Origin of the sequence: Rahnella ecdela (genome assembly GCF_019049625.1) — a bacterium.
GTDB lineage: Bacteria > Pseudomonadota > Gammaproteobacteria > Enterobacterales > Enterobacteriaceae > Rahnella > Rahnella ecdela.
Genome location: NZ_JAFMOY010000130.1, coordinates 65,264 through 85,539, shown reverse-complemented (window position 1 = coordinate 85,539; position 20,276 = coordinate 65,264). Strand labels below are relative to the sequence as shown.

Genomic DNA, 20,276 nt, shown 5'->3' with positions numbered 1-20,276 from the left:
AGATTCAGTCCGATGCGGTATCAGAACGGAAACGCGCGAAGATATAGATGACGGCAAAACAGATCGCAGGGACCAGTTCTGCCATGGGGATGTTGCCCGCCGCATCGCTGACGAAGCCCATAATGGGTGTCACAATGCCGCCGCCGATGATGGCCATCACGATGAAAGACGAACCGTATTTGGTATCCGGTCCCAGATCACGAATACCCAGCGAGAAAATGGTCGGGTACTGAATCGACATAAAGGCACTGCACAATGTGAGCGCCAGCAGGCCGACATGTCCGCCACAAAAGGCTGAGATGAGACATAGCACCATGGCCACCAGCGCATAGCCGCCGAGCACTTTATAGGGGGTGAAACGGCGAATAAGCCACGTCCCGCTGAAACGACCGATGAAAACCGTCAGGTAATTCGCCGCGAAGGCAGGCGTCATGCCAGGGATTTCCTCCAGCGCATAACGGATTAAATAACTCCAGCACGCCGTTTGCGCGCCCACATAGCAAAATTGGGCCAGCACGGCCCAGCGCCAGTGACGATGGCGAACCAAGCGTCTAAAGGAAGCCAAAAAGGTGCTTTGGACGGTGTCAGTGTGATCGTCACTTTTAAGCGAAGGGAACTGTGTGAGCGTGACCAGCAGTGCGACCACTAACACAATCAGTACGATGATGAGATACGGGAATTGTACGGATAACACGAGGCTGTGTTTATAGGCACTGAGTTGCTGAGACGTCAGTGTGTCCAGCATTTCCTGAGACTGATGAGGTACGTGCGACAAAATGAGGTTTTGTCCAAATACCACGGCGATAATCGCGCCGAAGGAGTTAAAGGTTTGCGCCAGGTTAATACGAAAGTGGCCACTTTCTTCAGGGCCTAATACCGTGACAAAAGGATTCGCTGCTGTTTCCAGGCAACCTAAACCCGCCGCGATAATAAACAAGCCAATCAGGAACAGCGCATAACTCATCATTTGCGCCGCCGGCCAAAATAAAGCGGCGCCAACGGCATACAATATCAGCCCGGTAAGAATGCCGGCCTTATAGCTGAGTTTTTTCATCAAAATCCCAGCAGGGATCGGGATCACAAAATAGCCGAAATAGAATGAGGACTGGATCAGGCCGGCCTGGAAATTATTCAGCGTAAAAGCCTGTTGGAACTGGGGGAGTAAAATATCATTGAGATTATTTGCTACTGCCCAGAGAAAAAAGAGGGAACAGAGTAATGCGAAAGGAATGGCATATTTTTTTGCTTCCCTTCCGGCCACTGCGCAATAACTCTGCGTTGGTAGTGTTATGTTTCCCATAGCATCCTCCTCTATTCAGGTGTGTGTTAACGGCGTTAAAACACAGTCCCCAAGCCTCGGTTGACTGGTGCCGGCATTTTCAAGGTATGCGCCATGGCTCAAGGGCAATGCGCTCATGAGGACCTTCTCCAATGAGCACGCCCCTTATTTTGACCGTTGTCACACTTAACTTCTGAGAGGGGAGTTTTTGTGACTGTAATCACCTTTATTTAATTAAACAGATTACCTGTTTAATTAAGGTTTAAATAAACCACGTGCGGGAATGACCGAATAAGTACATAGAAATAGAAACGGGCATTTGTTAACAAAATGGCAAAGTCATGACCGCTTTGAGAATAAACCGTTAATACGGGCAATATTTGGGGTTTTTAAATTTCAAACACACGCTATTTACTGCGTAATTCATTGAGGTTCGTCACAAGTCATCCCCATTTCGATTCACATCATGCTCTAAAGTAGAAAAATAGGAGGCTATTAAGTTAACGCCGTATAATACGAGGATATTTTCATCGTGTTTGCATTCATGAAAGGGGCAATATAATGGAACGAAACACGCTGGCTCGGCAGATTATTAATACCTGCCTTGAGATGACAATTTTAGGGTTAAACCAGGGCACGGCGGGAAATGTCAGTGTGCGTTATCAGGAGGGGATGTTGATCACGCCCTCCGGCATCCCTTATGAAAAGCTGACCGAGTCACATATTGTGTATGTGGATGCAGAAGGAAATCACGACAAGACGCAATTGCCGTCCAGCGAGTGGCGCTTTCATTTAGCTGCTTACCATACCCGTTCGGATACTCACGCCGTCGTGCATAATCACGCCATACACTGTGCAGCGGTTTCAATTCTTAACCGCCCTATTCCGGCCATTCACTACATGGTCGCGGCGGCAGGCGGTAACTCGATCCCCTGTGCACCCTATGCAACGTTTGGGACATCTGAGTTATCGGAGCATGTTGCAGTAGCCCTCAAGCACCGTAAAGCGACACTCCTGCAGCATCATGGCCTGATAGCCTGTGGCGAAAATCTGGAAAAAGCCTTGTGGCTGGCACATGAAGTGGAAGTACTGGCACAACTTTATCTTTGTACGCTGGCGATCACTGATCCGGTACCGGTGCTGGATGATGAGGAAATGGCCGTCGTGCTGGAGAAATTCAAGACTTACGGATTACAGTGTGGCCCGGCGCAGCCTTGATCGGTACGTTTGCATCATATGTACCCGAAGATGAGGAGACCGGTATGACAATCTCTGCACACTAACGGCTTGAGGGTGAACAGCGCGGGATGCTGAAAAGACGAGAGGAAGCACGCTTGGAAGGTATTGAAGAAGGCGAATGTTACGCGATATTGAAAGTTGCCCGCAAGATGTTAACGAGCGGGCTAGATAGCGCCATGGTGATGCGCATGACCGGCCCCAGCGAAACTGAACTCCCCCAGACCCATCACTAATACGATTGTTGATAACCCGTAAAATCTTCAAAGATGCCGCGGGTTATCCTTCGCTTTAGTGATCATTCAAGTACATTTTCAGTGCTAAGTTGCCGAACTTCTTCTGCTTCGAACACGTCATGTAGCATTTGAAGCTGGTCAGCAAGAATGATCAGCATAACAAAATTCGGGCCAGCTTCATCAGGGCGATCGAGCATAACATTCGCTAGTACACGTGAACGGTCCACGAGTTCTCGTGGAGAAGGTTTTTCCTGAAACACATTTTTTAAAATATCTTGTCTAAATACAGAATGGGAAAGATTCATATCGGTAAACCCCTTCTAGTCCAAATACAGTGAACCACTGCACAATGTCTCATTTAAATTTTGAGCCCACTGGGAAGTGGAGATGAGCATATTCAGAATTTGGATGTATAGCCTGGAGCTCAAACAGTGTCGTATACACTGAGGTAGGCGAGTAACGATATCAGGGACACCACGCTGCATTCATTTCAAGCCTGTTTAGTAAGGACCTCTTACCATTTTGGTTAATCCCTAATCCTGAAGATTTCTTGGTTTAGCCTGAAAATTATCAGTTTGATCTCATCGCGCTAGACTCCTGTTCCATGCCATAACTCAACAAGAGGCTCCGAAGGTTCGGGGATGGCAATTGTAATAGTCGGACTCATAAGGCAAACTCCTTTATTGATTGGATACTGCAATATCCATCATTAATCTCTAATAACTACAATACGGAGCTAGATTAACTCGCATAAAGCTACAAATCAAGGATTATGTAGCTAAAAGCGGGATGGTCGTCATGAAATCATGTCAAAATTTTCCTTCAACTTTGATGGCGAGAGCGCACCGGTACTGGATCGGGTTTTAGAAGCATATGGCTTCAGTTCCAAAATATTATTGGCAGCGCATCTCGGTATAGCTTCTAGTAGCTTGGCTGGACGTTATAAGCGCGGAGGATTTCCTGCGGATATCGTAGTGCGATGCGTTGCAGAAACGGGGGCAAATCTGGAATGGGTGGCTACAGGCCAAGGGAAGAAATTTGAAGACAGCGAATTGGACGTCATACGGTTGCCTCGCAAAAAGCTAATTGATGGACAGATGTATGACTCAGGCTATGTACTGTTTGATAAAGTTTTGTTTCTTCCTGGCACCCATATGCCCGAAGATCCGATCTGTGTAATTGATGGTTCAACGCAATTCATCGTCGAGCAAAAATTCCTCGAAATTTATGACAGTGATTGGTTGGTAGACATTGAAGGGAAGATAAGCATCAGAACATTGACACGCGTGCCGGTCAAAAGAGTTCGCGTCAGTGGTGTGGGTATAGCATTTGATTGCAACTTAGATGACATAATAGTGTATGGACGCGTTGTGATGACTTGTAAATGACCACGTCTTTCTGAAATATTAGCTAAATATATAGAGCCGTTTCTATTGGTGATTGCAACGGCTTACAGACCTGTTTGACGTTGCCTTCAAGATACAGTACTCAATGTTAAGACGATTGTTCTGCGCCTTACTCATTAAAGATATACGACATCCCCTCAGGTCGCAGTTGTGCGTAATACGAAATCAGAACGGCTCGAATCTCATAGAGAATCAAGCCGTGAGATAGTGATTAAGCAGGATATTAGTACCCCCAAACCGCCGCATCTACAGACAATGTGTAGGTATCAGGTGAGATCACCGCAGCCTGATTATTTTGCACGCTCAGTTCCACTTTTGAAGTATTTAGCGTTGCCGGGACTATCCAGCCATTTCCGCCATCAGTTAGCGTCCCCACACTGGTGGAGGGTACCAGCGCTAATGTGATGCTGTTGTTCTTGTTCTCAGTACCCTTGATTTTAATGATCTTACTGACACCGTTGGCCTGTGAGATATCGCCTGAAGTGGGTGTCCAACGATAGGCGACGGTACCGGCAGTCGCCGTCGCTTCCCCGCTGGCGATTTCCTGACCAGCTTTAAATGCACCTGCTATCAAATCTTGTTGGGCTTCAAGTGAAATTGTCGCTTTTCCTGTAGAGGCAAACGTCAGATCAGCAGTTTGAGTCGTAATGTCTGAGGTAATGCCACCGGCATACGCCATCGTGCTGCCCATACCCATCAGTAACAGAGCAGCAGAAATTTTAAGAGTGTTGAGTTTGTTCATAACTACCTCGCAAATACCCGATTCTGTACGGGATGATTAACATGTCATTGTGTGACAGAGGGTGATTCAGTCAGCCCATACGGCTGCATCCAGGGAAAGGGTGTAGACATCGGGGGCGATGGATTCCTTTTTACCAAAGGGCGTTTTGATCGACTCTGTCACCGTACCGGGGGCGCTCGCTTTAAACCAATCTGTCTCATTGAATGAGTTCGGGGACTCTTTGAAGGAGACAACCAGCTTATTTTCTGACTTGTTTTTACCACTGTATTCCCGGTAATCGTCCCGGCTTGTATAACCCGCAGGTTTGACCCCGACTCCCGGTGACCAGCGATAAACTATCTTGTCGGTCGGCGCCGGGGGCTCGATTTTAACAGTGGCAAGGACCGTATCGGCTGAATAGGTTCCCGCCATCAAGTCTGTGCGGGGCGTGATCGTTAACGTTGCCGCGCCTGTTTTTTGGAAAACAGCCTCGGCTGATGACGTGACAATGTCACTAACCGGACCTGCCGCCCGCGCGATGCCACACGTCCCCGTCGCCAGAAGTGTGGTCGCCAGCAGAGTACTGGCGCCGTAAGTTTTCATTCTTCTCATGATGCAATCCTCGTCTGTTGACGTGTTGATGACCTCATGGCCATCTGTTAACGGCACCCTGTTGCCACACCTTGTAATAACAGGGGCCATTTCTGCGGCTGCACAACCTGGTTACCATCAGCCAGCACCTGGAGGGTTGCTGAGGTTTCACTGCTGTTAAGCATCAACCCCTCCCCACCTTGCGTGTCTGTCTTCCAGTCCTGCCCCTTCAGGCGGACATGCAGTATCTGATTCAACGCATTCTTCCCCGTAAGCGCATAGCGGTCCGGCTGCCCATTCACCCTGGGTACCTCACTCCAGACTTGGAAACCGCAGTGATTATCGAGATAAGTGATACGTACTTGCGCGAGCAACATGCCATCCTTCAATCGCCCTGCCCGCATATTCTCTGTCACCCGTATATACAGTTGCGGGGCCGTTGCCTGCACCACGGACGCCCACATCAGGGCACAGGCGAGCAACGTGACTCTACTGGTGGTACGAAACCGTTTCATTGCCTGTTCCTTCTCTGCAGACCGCCGTCATACGATAGACCCCGCCTGGACCGACCTGCGCCGGCAAACGGAGTGGCGCGTGGCAGGCGTGTCCCGTCCATCTCACGTTGAGTTCCCCCTGCCCCGATAAGCCCGTCAGATAGGCCTCTCCTGCGTTACCCACCACGCCGCTTCCGCCAGCCTCTCCCTGAAGGGAAGCCAGTGCGCCAAAGGGTATCGGGCGTCCATCCGTCTGTTTCAGGGTAATCAATGCCCGCGCTCCGCGTCGCGTAGCAAAGCGGGCGGGTATGACGGCCCCGGCAGTGGGCACCACCTTCACATCCGTGGTGGTGATATCCACGCCCAATTGCAGCGTCAGGGGGTTCACGCTGACCGTATTTTCCTGATAAGGCATCAGGTATGCCTGCGTGGTGTAACCCCGAAAATCTGTTCGTACGCCGGGGAATCCGCCGACACCCACACCTGCCGCACCCGGTGCTTCAACAAGGGCGACCGTGTCACCCAGCGGCTGACTGAGCGTCAGCCCGTGACGGTGGATAACCATACCGCCATCGAGCTCGGCCCCCATCTGGCGGTAACTGCTCCCGTAGCTGTAGTTACCTGAAAGCTGCCCGTAGGCTCCACTCCAGGCGAGGTTGATTGCCCCGTTATCCCGATCACCTGTGGTATCCGGCCGGTACTGCTGGCTGACGTCCCAGTGAAGCTGGCGGTCCAGCACATTCCCGCTGAGATCGACTGAATGGGTATCAGAACCTGAAGACGGATGAGTCAAGCGGTAAGAGACCGCGGTGTCACCGCCCATCCAGCGACGCAGCGGTACACTCAACCACAGGCTGGTGACGCGGTCGGTTTTGCCCTCCTTTAATGAGTGAACATAGCGGCTCTGCGACCAGTTCAGGGAAAGTGTCATATCCCCGATGGGTACGGAATAACCCGCATTCACCGTGGTGTCGGATCCTGAACGTTTACGATAGCTTTCTCTGTACCCGCTAAAATTGAGATACCCCCAGCGCCCCAGCCCCTGACTCACTGTCAATCCGGTTCGACTTTTTCGCCGGGTATTATTCGATTCCCAGCCCTGCTGATTGTCATCCCGCCAGGTGTCCAGGACGTCCGACAGGGTGTTGTATCCGTCCTGGTCGTATCGATAGTCCGCCAGCGTCATCGTGGTATCGGTTGTTACTAATTGCTTGCTATAGCTCATCCTTACTGAGCGCCCCCGTTCATTTTGCTGCTGCCAGCGCTGCCCCTGACTTTCCGTCACGTCGACCGATACCGCTCCCCAGTCGCCAAACGCCACACCCATTCCCAGAGAGGCAGACTGAAAGTGCTCCGCAGCCTGTGCGCCACCGTAAGCCGTGAGATCCCAGGGCAGGCCGTACATCACGGTGGCTTGCATCACCTGGGCGTCATTCACACTGCGATCGGACGACCGGTACTGCCCGGCCATCAGCCCATAGCGCAGGTAACCGGCTTTCACCGCGATTGCCGGGGTTTGAAACGGCACAATAAACACCTGTGGTCGCCCGTCCGTCTCCCACACCGTCACTTGCAGGTCACCTCCGGAACCGGTCGGACTGAGATCGGTCAGCGCAAAGGGACCTGGGGCGACCACCCGGTTATAGATGGTGTAACCGTTCTGCTTAACTTCCACGCGGGCTTGTGTCCGGGCCACTCCACGGACCACCGGGGCATACATGTACTGGCTCGAGGGCACCATGTTGTCATCCGACGCGAGCATCACGCCACGAAACGGCACGCTGTCAAAGATATCCGCTGCCGTGTAACGGTCTCCGAACGTCAGGCGGCTGCGAATACCATTAAGTCCCCGTTCTGCATACGTGCTGATGGTTTGCCAGCGTCCCGGCTGGACGCCGGTGCGCTGCCATGTTGTGGTGTTTCTCAGCCGCCATGGACCGAAGTTGGCGCCAGGGGACAGCTGTAAGTAATGATCTTCTTCTACCTCTCCGGCCACTCCCCGGGACTCTAGTCGGGTCGTGCTGGCCTGGTAATTAAGCAGCAAAGCGGGCACGCCGTCGTTCCAAAGGGCCTCCGGAGCTATCCCCGACAGCACCGGCCGGAGGTAAACCTGAGGAATACTCAGTTGCAATGTCTGCGTATTGAAGTTCAGCTCCGCTCGGGCTCCGGGGATAGCATCGAGAAGGAAGCAGTGCCCCCCTTCTCGCTCACCTGACGGGAAACCTTCGACCTTGACGCCATAGGCGGAAAGTTGCGCCCTGCTCAGGCAGGGCTTCAATTGAGAATGACCCGCTGGTGTAAGCACTTGGGTAAACATGACATCCCGATTGTCCACCCGATCGCCGTTGAGCTAGATATCTACGGTGTATGTCCCTGGCAGTTGCCCACCCTGTTCAAACAGAGAAAGATCGGTTTGCTGCTCCTTACTGTCTACCAGTGAAGGGTTGAACCGATATAATCCTGCTCGCCCCTGAGGAACACTCACTATCGCCAGAAGACTGAGGGATAACATGTGATATTTGCGTCCCACCGCTTATCCTTAATGTGTGTCAGTCTGTGGAGCCTTTAGGGGGAAAAGTGAATTATTGTAAGGCGGCAGAAAACTCACGGCTTTCTCCTCCATAATCAGTCACCAGCGTCCAACGCACCGGGCCCTCGGTCGGATGTTCGGGGAGCTTTAGTCCGAGATGGCCCATCGGCGGCACATACCCAGGCGCGCCGATCGATGTTGTCCCTAGCCGGACAGATTTTAAGTTCATAAAGAAAGGGGTTGGGTTATTGACCGTCAACGTGGTGCCGGACCGATGCCATGTCAGGGACATCGCCTTATCGACGGGGTCACCTTTTAAAGACGCTGGGCGGACCAGCAATTTTAGACAGGAGGTAACCCGAAGTTGCGTTAACAGCGTGGCCTGCTTTGCGGGGGCGGCCTTGATGACCTTGTCATCTTGTGCCCAAACGGCGTTGGGTTCAGGGGGAATGCCGGTAAGACACAGCCAGTTCAGCGACTCCTTATCTGACGGCCTGAGATCTCCAATACTCACCACCTTCAGGCGGTTCTGTTGGTGACCGTCAAGACGAAACAAGGGCGGTGTAACGATAAAGGGTGCCTTGGTTTTTTTGTCCGCCTGCCATACCGCTGATTGCACTAGCATGGGATAAGACTGGGGGTTAATCACTGTCAGAGTGGCGCCAGCAGATCCCGGGGTATAAATCACACGCGTTGCGCCGGTCTCCACTGAAAAGGTTTGTAACTCCTGCTCTAACGTCACTTCGCTAGCTTGTGCAAAGGTCGCTAACAGGACCGCTCCTGCGGTCAACACTCGCCATGTCATCTGCTCTGTCCTTATTCGTCTCGACCGGTAGGGAGTTTGCCAACCTATCCAGATCTCACCTCAAGTTCAGATGGCGTAAACGCCACATTTTAAATATCGAGAAGCCCCGCAAGCCCCAAACGCATTAAATAGTGTGTCAGGCTGTCTTTTCAGGGCTGTAATACGCGAAACCGGTATGTCCAGAAAAGAGGCTTCCCACACGATATGATGATCATAAATAGCTATCAATAATAGATATCTAATTGATATTAACTATCATATGTAGCCATCTCTATCGGTGAAAAACGCGGAAAAATGATACGTCTTGATTTACATCAAATGCTTAAATTAACTATCTTCATGCGACTTGTAATGGGTCAACAATAGCGTGCGACGCCCTCATCGGGAGTGATGCTCACCCGAGGGTGATATCTGTACGCAGCACAATTTTAACTCGTCGTGCTATATCCCCGGGTTATTCATAACGGCGATATATTTGTAATAGTCACAGAAAGAGGAATACAGAATAATCTGTGGATTCAAAGCGTGGTTAGCGAAAATTCCTATCCGAGGTTATTATTAGTTGTTTTTTTTCAGCGATAACATTTTTTAGACACAAGTCTTCTATCACTGTAACGACGAGGCAATAGAATGAGAATATCTACATAACCAGACATCATAAATAACCTGGCAGTGATTGAGGTCAAACCTTCTAAAATTATCTGACGGAGCGAAAGGCTGCGCCAAATTTTCACGCTTAACGCCAGGAAAATTAAACTATGCGCGTGAGAACATTTCATAATGTAACATTATCTATTATGTGAACCACCTCATATTATTTAAATGTAAAACCGGCCTATATTTCATTTTTTCACAAGGAAGTAAGACGACATGAGAAAATTACACGCAGTGTTAACCTCCCTACTCCTCATTTCAGGCAGTGCTTTGGCACAAATCCACGACAATCAGAAAGGTGAGGTGGATGTCTATTTTGTGCGACATGGACAGACGATATTTAATCAATATGATCGCGTACAGGGATGGTCTGATACTCCCCTCACAACTGAAGGCACAGAGGTGGCACGCGCATTCGGCGTGGGGTCCCGAGCCATCGATTTTACTCAGTATTACTCAAGCGATCTCGGGAGGCAGCGTGAAACACTGGCGTTAATTATGCAGGCGCACCACAGTAAGCAGATGCCCACCGAATTAGAGGATCTCCGCGAAGTATTTTTTGGCGGCTTTGAAGGATTATCTAATGAAACAATGAATAGCGCAGCAGGTCAGGCGTTAGGATTCCATACCCATGATGAAATGACCTTGCTTCGCCAACAAGGGAAAATGCCACTTACCCAACTGGCCGACGCGATTCATAAGGCCGATGAGAAACAAGATGCGGAGACGGCACTTCAGGTAAGAAATCGGATGCAAAGAGCCCTGCATTACATGGTAGCAAATGCGCTGGTTCATCATGACAGAAATATCCTTGCTGTTTCATCGGGTATGTCAATCGGTATTATGATTTCAGACATGACAGACAGCCCTTTAAAAAATAAAGGCATGGGGAATGCCGCAGTCGTAAAAATTGAGTATCGTGATGGTCAGTATAACGTCAAGAATATCGGTGATATGCATTTTGTTAATGATGGAATGAAAGTCATTAAAAATGACAGGCAATAGAGCCTCACTTTTAAAGCAGGTTATTTCGGCCACACCCAGTGAACATTGGCAGTAAAGCTATACCTCGAGTAAGAAGGTTCGATTGTTCTATCTGGGATCAGACGAAAGCAATACCAATCCGATAAACGTATAGCGAAAAGCTATATGTTTATCGCGAGCCACAAAATATATAATATCGTATCCGTACATATTAAGGTCAGAGGAAGTTCTGATCGTGTTGACTATTTCTTGCCTCCTGGCCTTATTGTTCCGCCCTGCGAAATGTCTGAAGTCGCATTTGTAAATGGATTGATATAGTCGTTCGGTAATTTTCTCCCTGTTAGATTCAAGGCCATGGTCACGGTAGCTTAACCTTCAACATACTCCCTCCATCCCTTCATTTGTTCATCCCGAGGACATTCTTATCACCTGAAACAGACGTCTCCCGAGGTCCGTCGTTTTTTGTTTGTTTTTGTTTTGACCGAAGCGAATAGATTTCAGTCACATTCTTAAAAGCCATCGCGCGCTTATTCTTATTTCGCCGTTCAGGAGGTTTCAATGTTTTTACAAGAAAGACGACAGCAGATCCTCGCCTGGTTGAATCAACATGAAAGCATCACTGTCAACTGGCTGGCACACACCCTCGATGTCACCAAAGAGACTGTCCGCTCAGATCTCAACGCCCTCGCGCAACAAGGTCTGGTGCAGCGATGTCATGGTGGCGCCCTGATTGTGCGCCGCAATATGCAAGCACCATTAATCAGTGAAATGAGTGAGAGTTTCGACGTGCTTCTGCAACGGATGAAAAACCCGCGTACGCAGCGTCCGACTCGATATAAGGGAGAGAAAATGGCAGGTAAGGTTTGTATTCTCGGATCTTTTAATGTGGATATCGTCGCTAAAGTGGCACGTTTTCCAAAGGGAGGTGAATCGCTGATGGCCCTAGGAAGTACGTTGGGGCCGGGCGGGAAAGGGGCAAATCAGGCGATGGCGGCCAGCCACGCAGGGGCCATCGTCCACTTTGTGTCGAAAGTCGGCACGGATCAGTTCAGTCAGTTTGCCTTTGATCACTTATCAGCCTCAGACATTCATTCGTTCAAACTGTATCAGACAGACGAAGAGCCGACCGGCAGCGCCATCATTTATGTCTCCCAGGAAGATGGTGAAAACATGATTGCGATTTACTCGGGGGCAAACAAAACGATTACCGACGCGGAGATTGCGGAGCTTACGCCGGAACTGGCGCAATCTGACGTGCTGCTGGTACAGCTAGAAAACAACATTTCCGCTACGCTGAACGTCCTCAAGCTTGCGCAAACGTTGGGCGTTCGGGTGATCATGAACCCTGCGCCATTTTCCCGCGACGTACTGTCTTGTATGAACTTTATCGACATCCTTACCCCCAACGAAACCGAAGCCTCGTTACTTTCAGGGATTGAAATCACAGACCTGGCCAGCGCGAAAGACGCTGCGCTGGCCATTGTTCAGCTCGGTGCCCAATGCGTGATCATCACCATGGGATCCCAGGGTGCATTACTTTATGACCAACGCCAGTTTCAGCATATTTCGGCTTTCCCGGCGCTCAGCGTCGATACCACCGGCGCCGGGGATGCGTTTAATGGTGCGTTAGCCGCGGCGCTTGCCGATGGGCAAAGCATCGCTCAAGCCGCGACATACGCCTCAGCCTTTGCCTCATTGGCGGTTGAACGCGAAGGCGCATCCAATATGCCCGATCGTGAGCAGGTCCTGACGCGTCTGGCTCAGCGAAGAATCTAACATTTACTACCGCGGCCAGAGCCGGGGAGAGGAGAATAAATGAAACCGATAGAAGGCATTGTGCCTGTGATGTTAACCCCTTTCACGCCAGACAATCAGATTGATTATCCCGGACTGACCCACTTAATTAACTGGTATCTGGCGAAAGGTGTCGATGCGCTGTTTGCGGTGTGCCAGTCAAGTGAAATGCAATTTCTGACGTTGGATGAGCGCGTTGCCGTGGCTGAATTTGTCGTCAAAGAGGTTGCAGGTCGCATCCCGGTGATCGCATCAGGCCACATTAGTGATGATCTGGCGTGCCAAAAAGAAGAACTCTTAGCCATGTCGCAAACGGGCATTGATGCGTTGGTGTTGGTGACGAATCATTTGGATCCAAAAAACCAAGGCAGTGAGGTTTTTTATTCCACCCTCAATACCCTACTTGAGACATTACCCTCGGACCTCCCTCTCGGATTATATGAATGTCCCGCCCCCTATCGTCGTTTGCTGACCGATGAAGAATTCCGTGTTTGCGCTCAGAGCGGGCGTTTTGTGGTGCTCAAAGACGTCAGTTGTGACTTGGCCACAGTATCGCGTCGCGTCGCGATCGCAGCAAACTCCCCCCTTAACGTGATCAATGCCAATGCCGCGATTGCGTGGCCAGCAATGTTAGCCGGGGCAAAAGGGTTCAGTGGTGTATTCACCAATTTTCATCCCGAGCTTTACTGCTGGCTTTACCGCCACGGAGCCGGCCAGCCCGAGAAAGCACAGGAATTGTCGCTGTTTCTGTCCCTCAGCGCCGTCACTGAAACGCTGGGATACCCGAAAAACGCAAAAATCTATCATCAGCATCTTGGCACTTTTAAGAGCGAATTCTGCCGAGCGAATAAAGATGACGTCCTGGAAAAATTCTGGGGACTCAGTGTGCTTTTGGCGCAAATCCACCAGGGCAGCGAGCTTTGGGGCAAAAGGATCGTAGAGTAATTCACTGAAATGGGGTGGCGGACACTGCCCCATGACGTGCCTTCCTATGTCCACTCGCTAACGATATACGCAATAACGATGATTATTTAGATCGCTTCACTCCGGCGAGGGAAACGTGTGCCCTGCATTCCCTGAGTGAGCGGTTTCTGTGGGGGTGAAATGTCTCCCACTCACTCTTTGAACATCGTGTTTACGCCGAACAGGCATCGCGCTGATTTCAAGAACGCGATCATATCGCGGTGACGCAAAGCGGCCATCAAACCCTATTACCGTCAGTTTGAGCAAGGAGCTTCTTTATGAGTACCTCTCCAGTCGTTGTGAAAGCCACAGCGGGCGCTATCCCGAGCCCGCACATCAGTCGATTACGCTGGGTCATCATCCTGGTTTTATTGCTGGCGGCCATTGTAAATTATCTGGATCGCGCCAACCTGAGCATCGCCAACACCACCATTGCCGCAGAATTTGGATTCTCTAAAACAGAAATGGGCCTGCTTTTATCGGCTTTTTTATGGCCTTACGCGCTGGCAAATTTACCGGCCGGCTGGCTGGTGGATAAATTTGGTCCTAAACGCATGTTCTCAGCCGCGCTCTGTTTGTGGTCGGGTTTCAGCGTGCTGGCGGCCTTTGTAAACAGTTACAGCTTTTTCTATGGGCTGCGCATGATGCTCGGCATTTCCGAATCGCCGTTTTTCACATCAGGCATAAAGATTATCCACAGCTGGTTTGGGGAAAATGAACGGGGTTTGCCCAGTGCCATCATTAACACGGGTTCGCAGATTGCCAATGCCATAGCGCCCCCCATTTTGACGATTCTTCTGATCACCTTAGGCTGGAGGGGGATGTTTGTCGCCATTGGTGTAATGGGCGTGCCGCTGTTATTCGCGTGGTGGAAGTTTTATCGGGATCCTGATGCGCGTGAATACGCACTGTTGCATGCAGGCCATGCGTCGCTCCCACAAAGAGGTGAAAATTCGAAATCCAGTTGGGGAGCTTTGTTCCGCTACCCGGCGACCTGGGCCATGGTAATTGGGAACTTCTCCATTATGTTCACGATTTGGGTCTATCTGACCTGGCTGCCGAGCTACCTGGAAACCTCACTGGGATTTAGCCTCAAAGCGACCGGGTGGATCGCCTCTATTCCTTTCCTCGCCGGTATTCTTGGCGTCCTGGTGGGCGGACTCATTTCCGACACGTTAGTAAAGCGCGGATTTGCGGCTATCACCTCACGAAAAATCCCCATTGTGCTGGGAGCCTTGCTGGCAGCCTGTTTTGTTGCGCCTATTCCGTTTGTTTCCAGCACGCCTGTCGCGATTGGCCTTCTTGCCTTGGGATACTTCTTCTCCCAGATGCCACAAGGTGTTCTCTGGACATTAGCCAGCGACATTGCGCCAAAAGACCAGGTGGCCTCCCTCGGTGCGATCCAAAATTTCGGTGGTTTCCTCGGTGCCGCACTCGCACCGATTATGACCGGTATCATCCTCGATATGACGGGAAAATTTACGAATGTGTTTTTACTCGGCGCGGCTCTGCTCTTCATGGGTGCCCTAAGTTACGGTCTGTTTGTACGACGTAAAATCACCGTTTAAATCCCTAGGTACGTGCAGGGGCATATCGGACTCGACCATCCAAAACATTCCAAAGTGGAATGTTTTGGATTCTTTTTATTCATTTATAGAATGATAGGAAAAGTGATAAGCTTTCTGCAACTTCTTTCCAGAGCACGTCATCATTCTTATGATTAATACATGTAAAACCAGTATTCAGGTTGTCTTTTATATTATTTTGTTTTTACTCTCCGTATTTATCGTGGACAAATTATCGATACCCTTACCGGCAAATATCGTCGGCATGGCGATTTTATTTTTCGCGATGTTTACGAAGGTGATCCCTGTACGCTATGTAAGGCGTGGTTCATCTTTATTGCTTTCAGAAATGCTGCTGTTCTTTATTCCTGCCGTCGTCGCCATTATCAATTATTTCGACATTCTTGAGAATGAGGGCATCCGCATTCTAGTGGTTATCGTCCTTAGCACCACGATTGTATTATCGGCTACGGCTTATATTGTAGATAAAGTCTTTAAATATGAATTACGGAAAAGAGAAAAATGCTAGGACATATTCAGAAAGTGCAGCTACTCTGCCTGGTTGTCACATTTGTGATTTATATTTTGAATAAAAAGCTCTATCAAAAATGGCATACGTTACTCTTTATGCCTTTGGTTTTTACGCCCGCAATACTGGTAATCTTCGTATTGACCATAAAAATTTCCTGGGCTGACTATTCTGCTGAGTCTTACTGGCTGGTGTGGTTGTTGGGGCCGGCGACCATCGCTTTTGCGGTCCCTGTTTATGAAAATATGGCGATGATCCGCCTGCATTGGAAATCCATTGCCGCAGGCGTTGTGACGGCCTTGGTCCTGGCTGTCACCAGCTCGGTATGGTTGGCGCGTTTATTTTATCTGCCGGACCTGGTGCAACGCAGTTTGGCGGTACGTTCAGTGACGACACCCTTTGCACTTGCTGCGGTGAAGTCGTTCGGCGGCGAGCCTAATCTGGCTGCCTTTTTTGTGGTATTGACGGGTGTCGTGGGCGTGGCCGTGGGTGACGCGATTTTTCTGCTGCTATCTATTCGGCATGCTGCCGCAAGGGGTGCAGGTCTGGGCGGGGCATCGCATGGGGCGGGCACCGCGAGATCTTATGAAATGGGAAAAGAAGAAGGGGTGGTAGCAAGTCTGGTGATGATGTTTTCCGGCGTCTGCCTGGTAGTGTTCGCCCCCCTCTTTTTACGATTACTGTTCTGATAGGAATTCACACTAAACCGATGAGGCTATGGATATGGTTGACTTCGAAACATTAAAAAACAATGCATACTGGCTCGAAAAGAAAGGGTTATTTCGCAGGGCGATCCGCGCATGGCAGACCATTGCCACCACCCAGAGATTTGAAGATTGGCAACGCAATATCGCCTGGAACTCACTAAGGCGCTTATCCTATTTCCCTGAAAAAGACAAACCGCAGTCACCCCTCCCCCAGAAACCTTTAGATAGACATAGATATTAAGTCACCCTTCATAAAGAATAGGGTTACTTTTAAGATAACAATAGTAAAAGTATTTATTTAATCATTTCCCCTCAGCTTGCTGTTAAATAAATGGGCATGCTTTGCGATGGGGGACTTTTTCACAGGGGGTTAAACATACTCCCTGTCACATTTGCATTACTTTTATCGCCTCACACCGTATGAGCATGTCCTTTTAAACATTATTTCCCTCGTATGAGCATAGAAATAATAAAAGCGCCCCCGACACCAGCAGTAATGATGCCGACCGGGAGTTCCTGATTTTGTATGAGACTGCGACTCAGGATATCTCCCCCGGTTAACAAGATTGCCCCAAATAAACCGCATATCGGGATGACAATACTGTGCCTCACGCCGACAACGCGTCGCGCCAGATGAGGCACCATAAGGCCAACAAATCCAATCACCCCCGTCAGGGAGACGAGAAACGCCGTTGAGATCGCGCAGCAAATGAATGTCTCCGTTCTTAAACGCGAGACGTTCACGCCCATAGAACGCGCGGTTTGTTCGCCCGCGAGCAGGCTATCGAGCGAACGCCAGCGACATGCCGTAAAGACCCCGAGCATGAGCAGACTTAAACACGGGATAAAGAGGTTATCCCATCTCGCCAGACCCAGACCGCCAAGGGACCAAAATAAAGCGGAACTTGCGGCACGCTGATCGCCAGAGAAAATCAGATAGCTCGTCAGTGCGCTGAAGAGGAATGAAACGGCAAGGCCGCACACAATGAGCTGTTCGGCGCGCCGTATCCGGCTCACTCGATACATTATCATGACCGCCAGAGCGGAAAGTATGCCCCCCGAGAAGGCTGATATCGGCAGCGTCATGTCCCCCAGCACGTCGCCGAAGCGGGTGATGACGAGAACCGCTCCGGCGGAGGCACCTGACGAGAGACCGAAAAGAAACGGATCGGCGAGTTCATTGCGTGCCGTCGTTTGAAGTAATGCACCGGTGATGGCCAAACCGGCGCCGGTCAATATGGCCAGTAAAGCCCGGGGCAAGCGCAAATCCATGACTATCGTATCGAGCATGCCTGGCAGATGACTGCCACGCAGTATTGCGTAAACCTCATGCCATGACAGCGCGACACTTCCGAGCCCAAGGCTCAAAAACAGCAGCCCCATCAGGATTAACGAGAAAAGCGGAACAATCAGCGCAAGCCGCTTTGCCACGCTGCTCATGGATGCTCCGGGGCGTAAAGCGCGTGAGCGAGCTTTTGTACAGCAGGGATATTGGCAGGACCGGGTGTCAGCTCAGCGTACTGTAATTTAAGATAACGATGTTGTCTCACAGCCGTCGTTTGCTTCATGAGCGGGTGATGCTCCAGAAACTCTCGCAGCGAGGGTGCACCTGCACCGTTCTGATAGTCCAGGAGGATAATCAAATCAGGATCTGTCGTCGCGACGGTCTCCCAGGACGTGCTTGTCCATCCGGAGGGAAGCATATCCATCACGTTTCGGCCACCCGCCGCTTCGATGATGGCCGTCGGCATCGCGTATTTGCCACTGGTGAAAGGTTTATCTTCCCCAGAGTCATACACGAACACTTTCAACGCAGGGCTGCCCGCAGGTTTCGCAGGTAGCGCCGCCAGTTGTTGCTTCCAGTTATTGACCAGCGCGCGGGCTTCTTCTTGTTTATCAAACAGGGTACCCAGCGTCAGTTCATCCTGATAAAGCAGGTCCATACTGACTTTCTGGGGACGTACGCCGGCCTGTATGCAGCTTTCACTGAGTACGAGGGTTTTAATGCCAAAAGGGGCTAATTTTTCTGGCGTCACGTCCCCGCCGATTTTCATGCCGTAATTCCAGCCGGCAAAAAAGAAATCGGGTTCGGCGGCGACTAATGTTTCCAGCGAAGGGTATTTTGGCGCCAGTTCCGGAAGGGTACCCATGGCTTTGCGGAATGCCGGCGTCAGCTTGTACCAGCCGGTGATACCGGTTAGCCCGACAATTTTATCCTGCAAGTGCAGTGCAAAGGCCATTTCGGCCATATTGATATCATTGATCACCGCGCGCTGAGGGGCGTGGGTGAAAGTGACCGGTTTTCCGCAGTTATCAATGATTATGGGGTATGACGTCGCGCTGACCGAAAAGCCTGCTGAAAGAAAGATAATGAGTAACCCTATTCGTTTCATTGTTGACCTCTATCCTTAAGAACCGCTCGGCACTTCAAAAACGCGCAACATTTTCCCTTCGTGGGGATGCGCGACACGGAAACTCTGCATGCCGAATACCGGGAAGATGACTTGGTTTCGCAAGGAGGACTCGGGAATATCATCACTCACTTGCTTTCCTTCGTTGAGCACCAGGATCCGGTCGGCGAATGCTTCCGCGGCGGTTAAATCATGCAATACCGCAATCACTGCGATATTTTTGCTTTTGACCAGCGAAAGCAGCGCTGTCCGGCCCGTTGGGTCAAGATGGTTGGTAGGTTCGTCCAAAAGTAAGATTGAGGGCGATTGTGCCAGCGCTCTGCCGAGGGCAGCACGTTGCCGCTGTCCACCGGATACCTCTCCCATCAGGCGGTGTTTGTACGCGGTGAGGCCCATGTCCTTTATCACCTGCGCCACAATATGGGCGCCGTCCGAAGACGCGTATTGGCCGAAATAAGGCAAACGGCCGAGTGAGACATATTCTTCAACGGACAGACGAAAATCGGGGATGTCACTTTGTGAAAGAAACGCGATTTCTCTGGCACAGTCGAGAGCAGACCGCGTATTCAGAGGCTGGCCCCTGAGTAAAATGGTGCCGCTGTCAGGACGCTTTTCGCGAATGAGTGCCTGGAGAAGGCTGGTTTTTCCGCTTCCGTTTGGCCCAATCACCGCCATTTTCTCTCCCGCCCTCAGGCTGAAAGTTATATTATCCAGTATCAGGTTATGCTCAGGCGAGAGAAGGCTGAGGCCTTCCACCTCCAGCACAAATTCATCAGTCTTCATAGCCTTCACTGCTCTCCTTTCCCCGTAATACCGGCCCTCTCTGCCAGGGTCCTTTACCGCCACCTGCAGCACTGACCGTACCTCAACTGCACCGTCTGCCTGGGAGAACGGCAACTTCGTCGGTAGTCCCCCCCCCTTTTTCGCCGCATCGCGAGAAATGCAGACGCCAAAAAACCTGACGCTGTGTTCACGCTTCTCTTAATACAGTTATCATTTGCCACAAGTTAATGCAAATGATTATCATTACTATTTGATAAAATCCAAAGCAGTCCTCGACAACATGGGGGTTGCGCTCAGCGAAGAAGATGCTTGTGCACAGTTAGGCAGATGGCGGTTCAGTGGCGGGAGGTTTGATGGCCGTTCTGACCTGTTTTTTGCATGTACTGCACAGAGAACGGCGCCTGACGGTCTGCGGGATCACCGACTTATGCATCAATACCGCGTAGGTATCACGCCATGTCTTTCGGTGAGTGAGCTGTATCGCCAACATACGTTGGCAGCCCCAGATAGGCTGTATCCGGTAAACGCAGGGGCTTGTAAGAGGTTCCTCAGTGACGTCACAACAGCTAAGGATTACTGGCTCATAGG

19 protein-coding genes and 1 pseudogene are annotated in these 20,276 nt (G+C 50.6%); 10 read left to right on the top strand and 10 right to left on the bottom strand.

The window, feature by feature from the left end; all coding sequences use genetic code 11:
* Positions 1-4 precede the first annotated feature (4 nt).
* The gene (gene fucP, locus J1784_RS17375; protein ID WP_217150256.1) at positions 5-1,300 is read right to left on the bottom strand and encodes an L-fucose:H+ symporter permease; all 1,296 of its coding nucleotides are present in this window, start codon (positions 1,298-1,300) and stop codon (positions 5-7) included.
* Between the two features lie 540 nt (positions 1,301-1,840).
* Here fucP and fucA point away from each other — a divergent pair.
* Positions 1,841-2,497 carry an L-fuculose-phosphate aldolase gene (gene fucA / locus J1784_RS17370; RefSeq protein WP_195817699.1) on the top strand — a complete coding sequence of 219 codons (657 nt, stop codon included), beginning with the start codon at positions 1,841-1,843 and terminating at the stop codon, positions 2,495-2,497.
* A 116-nt stretch (positions 2,498-2,613) separates the two neighbouring features.
* A complete protein-coding gene (locus J1784_RS17365) occupies positions 2,614-2,751 on the top strand; it encodes a hypothetical protein (RefSeq protein WP_195817698.1) in 138 nt (45 codons plus the stop codon).
* A 62-nt stretch (positions 2,752-2,813) separates the two neighbouring features.
* Here J1784_RS17365 and J1784_RS17360 read toward each other — a convergent pair whose 3' ends face one another.
* Positions 2,814-3,056 (bottom strand): hypothetical protein, encoded by a 243-nt coding sequence (locus J1784_RS17360; RefSeq protein WP_217150255.1) that lies wholly within the window; start codon positions 3,054-3,056, stop codon positions 2,814-2,816.
* A 501-nt stretch (positions 3,057-3,557) separates the two neighbouring features.
* Between J1784_RS17360 and J1784_RS17355 the strand changes: the two genes are divergently transcribed.
* The gene (locus tag J1784_RS17355; protein ID WP_195817696.1) at positions 3,558-4,139 is read left to right on the top strand and encodes a phage repressor protein CI; all 582 of its coding nucleotides are present in this window, start codon (positions 3,558-3,560) and stop codon (positions 4,137-4,139) included.
* Between the two features lie 241 nt (positions 4,140-4,380).
* On the opposite strand, the gene J1784_RS17350 is transcribed toward J1784_RS17355, so the two are convergent.
* The 5 genes and pseudogenes from J1784_RS17350 to J1784_RS17330 all read right to left on the bottom strand — a co-directional run bounded on the left by J1784_RS17350 (position 4,381) and on the right by J1784_RS17330 (position 9,298).
* Positions 4,381-4,899 carry a hypothetical protein gene (locus J1784_RS17350; RefSeq protein WP_119824087.1) on the bottom strand — a complete coding sequence of 173 codons (519 nt, stop codon included), beginning with the start codon at positions 4,897-4,899 and terminating at the stop codon, positions 4,381-4,383.
* A gap of 66 nt (positions 4,900-4,965) precedes the next feature.
* Positions 4,966-5,490: a hypothetical protein gene (locus tag J1784_RS17345; RefSeq protein WP_217150254.1), complete on the bottom strand. Its 525-nt coding sequence runs from the start codon at positions 5,488-5,490 to the stop codon at positions 4,966-4,968.
* Positions 5,491-5,537: 47 nt separating this feature from the next.
* Positions 5,538-5,984 (bottom strand): AfaD family invasin, encoded by a 447-nt coding sequence (gene afaD / locus J1784_RS17340; protein WP_195817694.1) that lies wholly within the window; start codon positions 5,982-5,984, stop codon positions 5,538-5,540.
* Positions 5,959-8,475, bottom strand: a pseudogene (locus J1784_RS17335) (fimbria/pilus outer membrane usher protein). Before J1784_RS17335 ends, afaD begins: the two are co-directional and overlap by 26 nt.
* A 70-nt stretch (positions 8,476-8,545) precedes the next feature.
* Positions 8,546-9,298 (bottom strand): fimbria/pilus periplasmic chaperone, encoded by a 753-nt coding sequence (locus J1784_RS17330; protein WP_119824078.1) that lies wholly within the window; start codon positions 9,296-9,298, stop codon positions 8,546-8,548.
* A gap of 870 nt (positions 9,299-10,168) precedes the next feature.
* Between J1784_RS17330 and J1784_RS17325 the strand changes: the two genes are divergently transcribed.
* From J1784_RS17325 to J1784_RS17295, 7 genes are all read left to right on the top strand, one after another.
* Positions 10,169-10,957 carry a histidine phosphatase family protein gene (locus J1784_RS17325; protein WP_119824076.1) on the top strand — a complete coding sequence of 263 codons (789 nt, stop codon included), beginning with the start codon at positions 10,169-10,171 and terminating at the stop codon, positions 10,955-10,957.
* Between the two features lie 537 nt (positions 10,958-11,494).
* Positions 11,495-12,712 (top strand): ribokinase, encoded by a 1,218-nt coding sequence (rbsK, locus tag J1784_RS17320; RefSeq protein WP_217150252.1) that lies wholly within the window; start codon positions 11,495-11,497, stop codon positions 12,710-12,712.
* A gap of 39 nt (positions 12,713-12,751) precedes the next feature.
* Complete coding sequence (locus J1784_RS17315) at positions 12,752-13,675, top strand: dihydrodipicolinate synthase family protein (RefSeq protein ID WP_195817691.1); 924 nt, start codon at positions 12,752-12,754, stop codon at positions 13,673-13,675.
* Positions 13,676-13,971: 296 nt separating this feature from the next.
* Entirely contained in the window at positions 13,972-15,261 is a 1,290-nt protein-coding gene (locus tag J1784_RS17310) for an MFS transporter (protein ID WP_119824071.1), read from the top strand.
* A 148-nt stretch (positions 15,262-15,409) separates the two neighbouring features.
* Entirely contained in the window at positions 15,410-15,787 is a 378-nt protein-coding gene (locus tag J1784_RS17305) for a CidA/LrgA family protein (protein ID WP_217150251.1), read from the top strand.
* Positions 15,788-15,792: 5 nt separating this feature from the next.
* Entirely contained in the window at positions 15,793-16,476 is a 684-nt protein-coding gene (locus J1784_RS17300; RefSeq protein WP_415838495.1) for an LrgB family protein, read from the top strand.
* Positions 16,477-16,510: 34 nt separating this feature from the next.
* Positions 16,511-16,735, top strand: coding sequence for a hypothetical protein (locus J1784_RS17295; protein WP_119824065.1), 225 nt, complete (start codon positions 16,511-16,513; stop codon positions 16,733-16,735).
* Positions 16,736-16,935: 200 nt separating this feature from the next.
* On the opposite strand, the gene J1784_RS17290 is transcribed toward J1784_RS17295, so the two are convergent.
* From J1784_RS17290 to J1784_RS17280, 3 genes are read right to left on the bottom strand one after another with little or no spacing between them, the layout of a single operon-like run.
* On the bottom strand, positions 16,936-17,934 hold the full coding sequence (locus J1784_RS17290) for a FecCD family ABC transporter permease (RefSeq protein WP_120509507.1): 999 nt from the start codon (positions 17,932-17,934) through the stop codon (positions 16,936-16,938).
* Positions 17,931-18,887 (bottom strand): ABC transporter substrate-binding protein, encoded by a 957-nt coding sequence (locus tag J1784_RS17285; protein WP_120509506.1) that lies wholly within the window; start codon positions 18,885-18,887, stop codon positions 17,931-17,933. Before J1784_RS17285 ends, J1784_RS17290 begins: the two co-directional genes overlap by 4 nt.
* 15 nt (positions 18,888-18,902) lie before the next feature.
* On the bottom strand, positions 18,903-19,688 hold the full coding sequence (locus J1784_RS17280) for an ABC transporter ATP-binding protein (protein ID WP_338019917.1): 786 nt from the start codon (positions 19,686-19,688) through the stop codon (positions 18,903-18,905).
* Positions 19,689-20,276 lie beyond the last annotated feature (588 nt).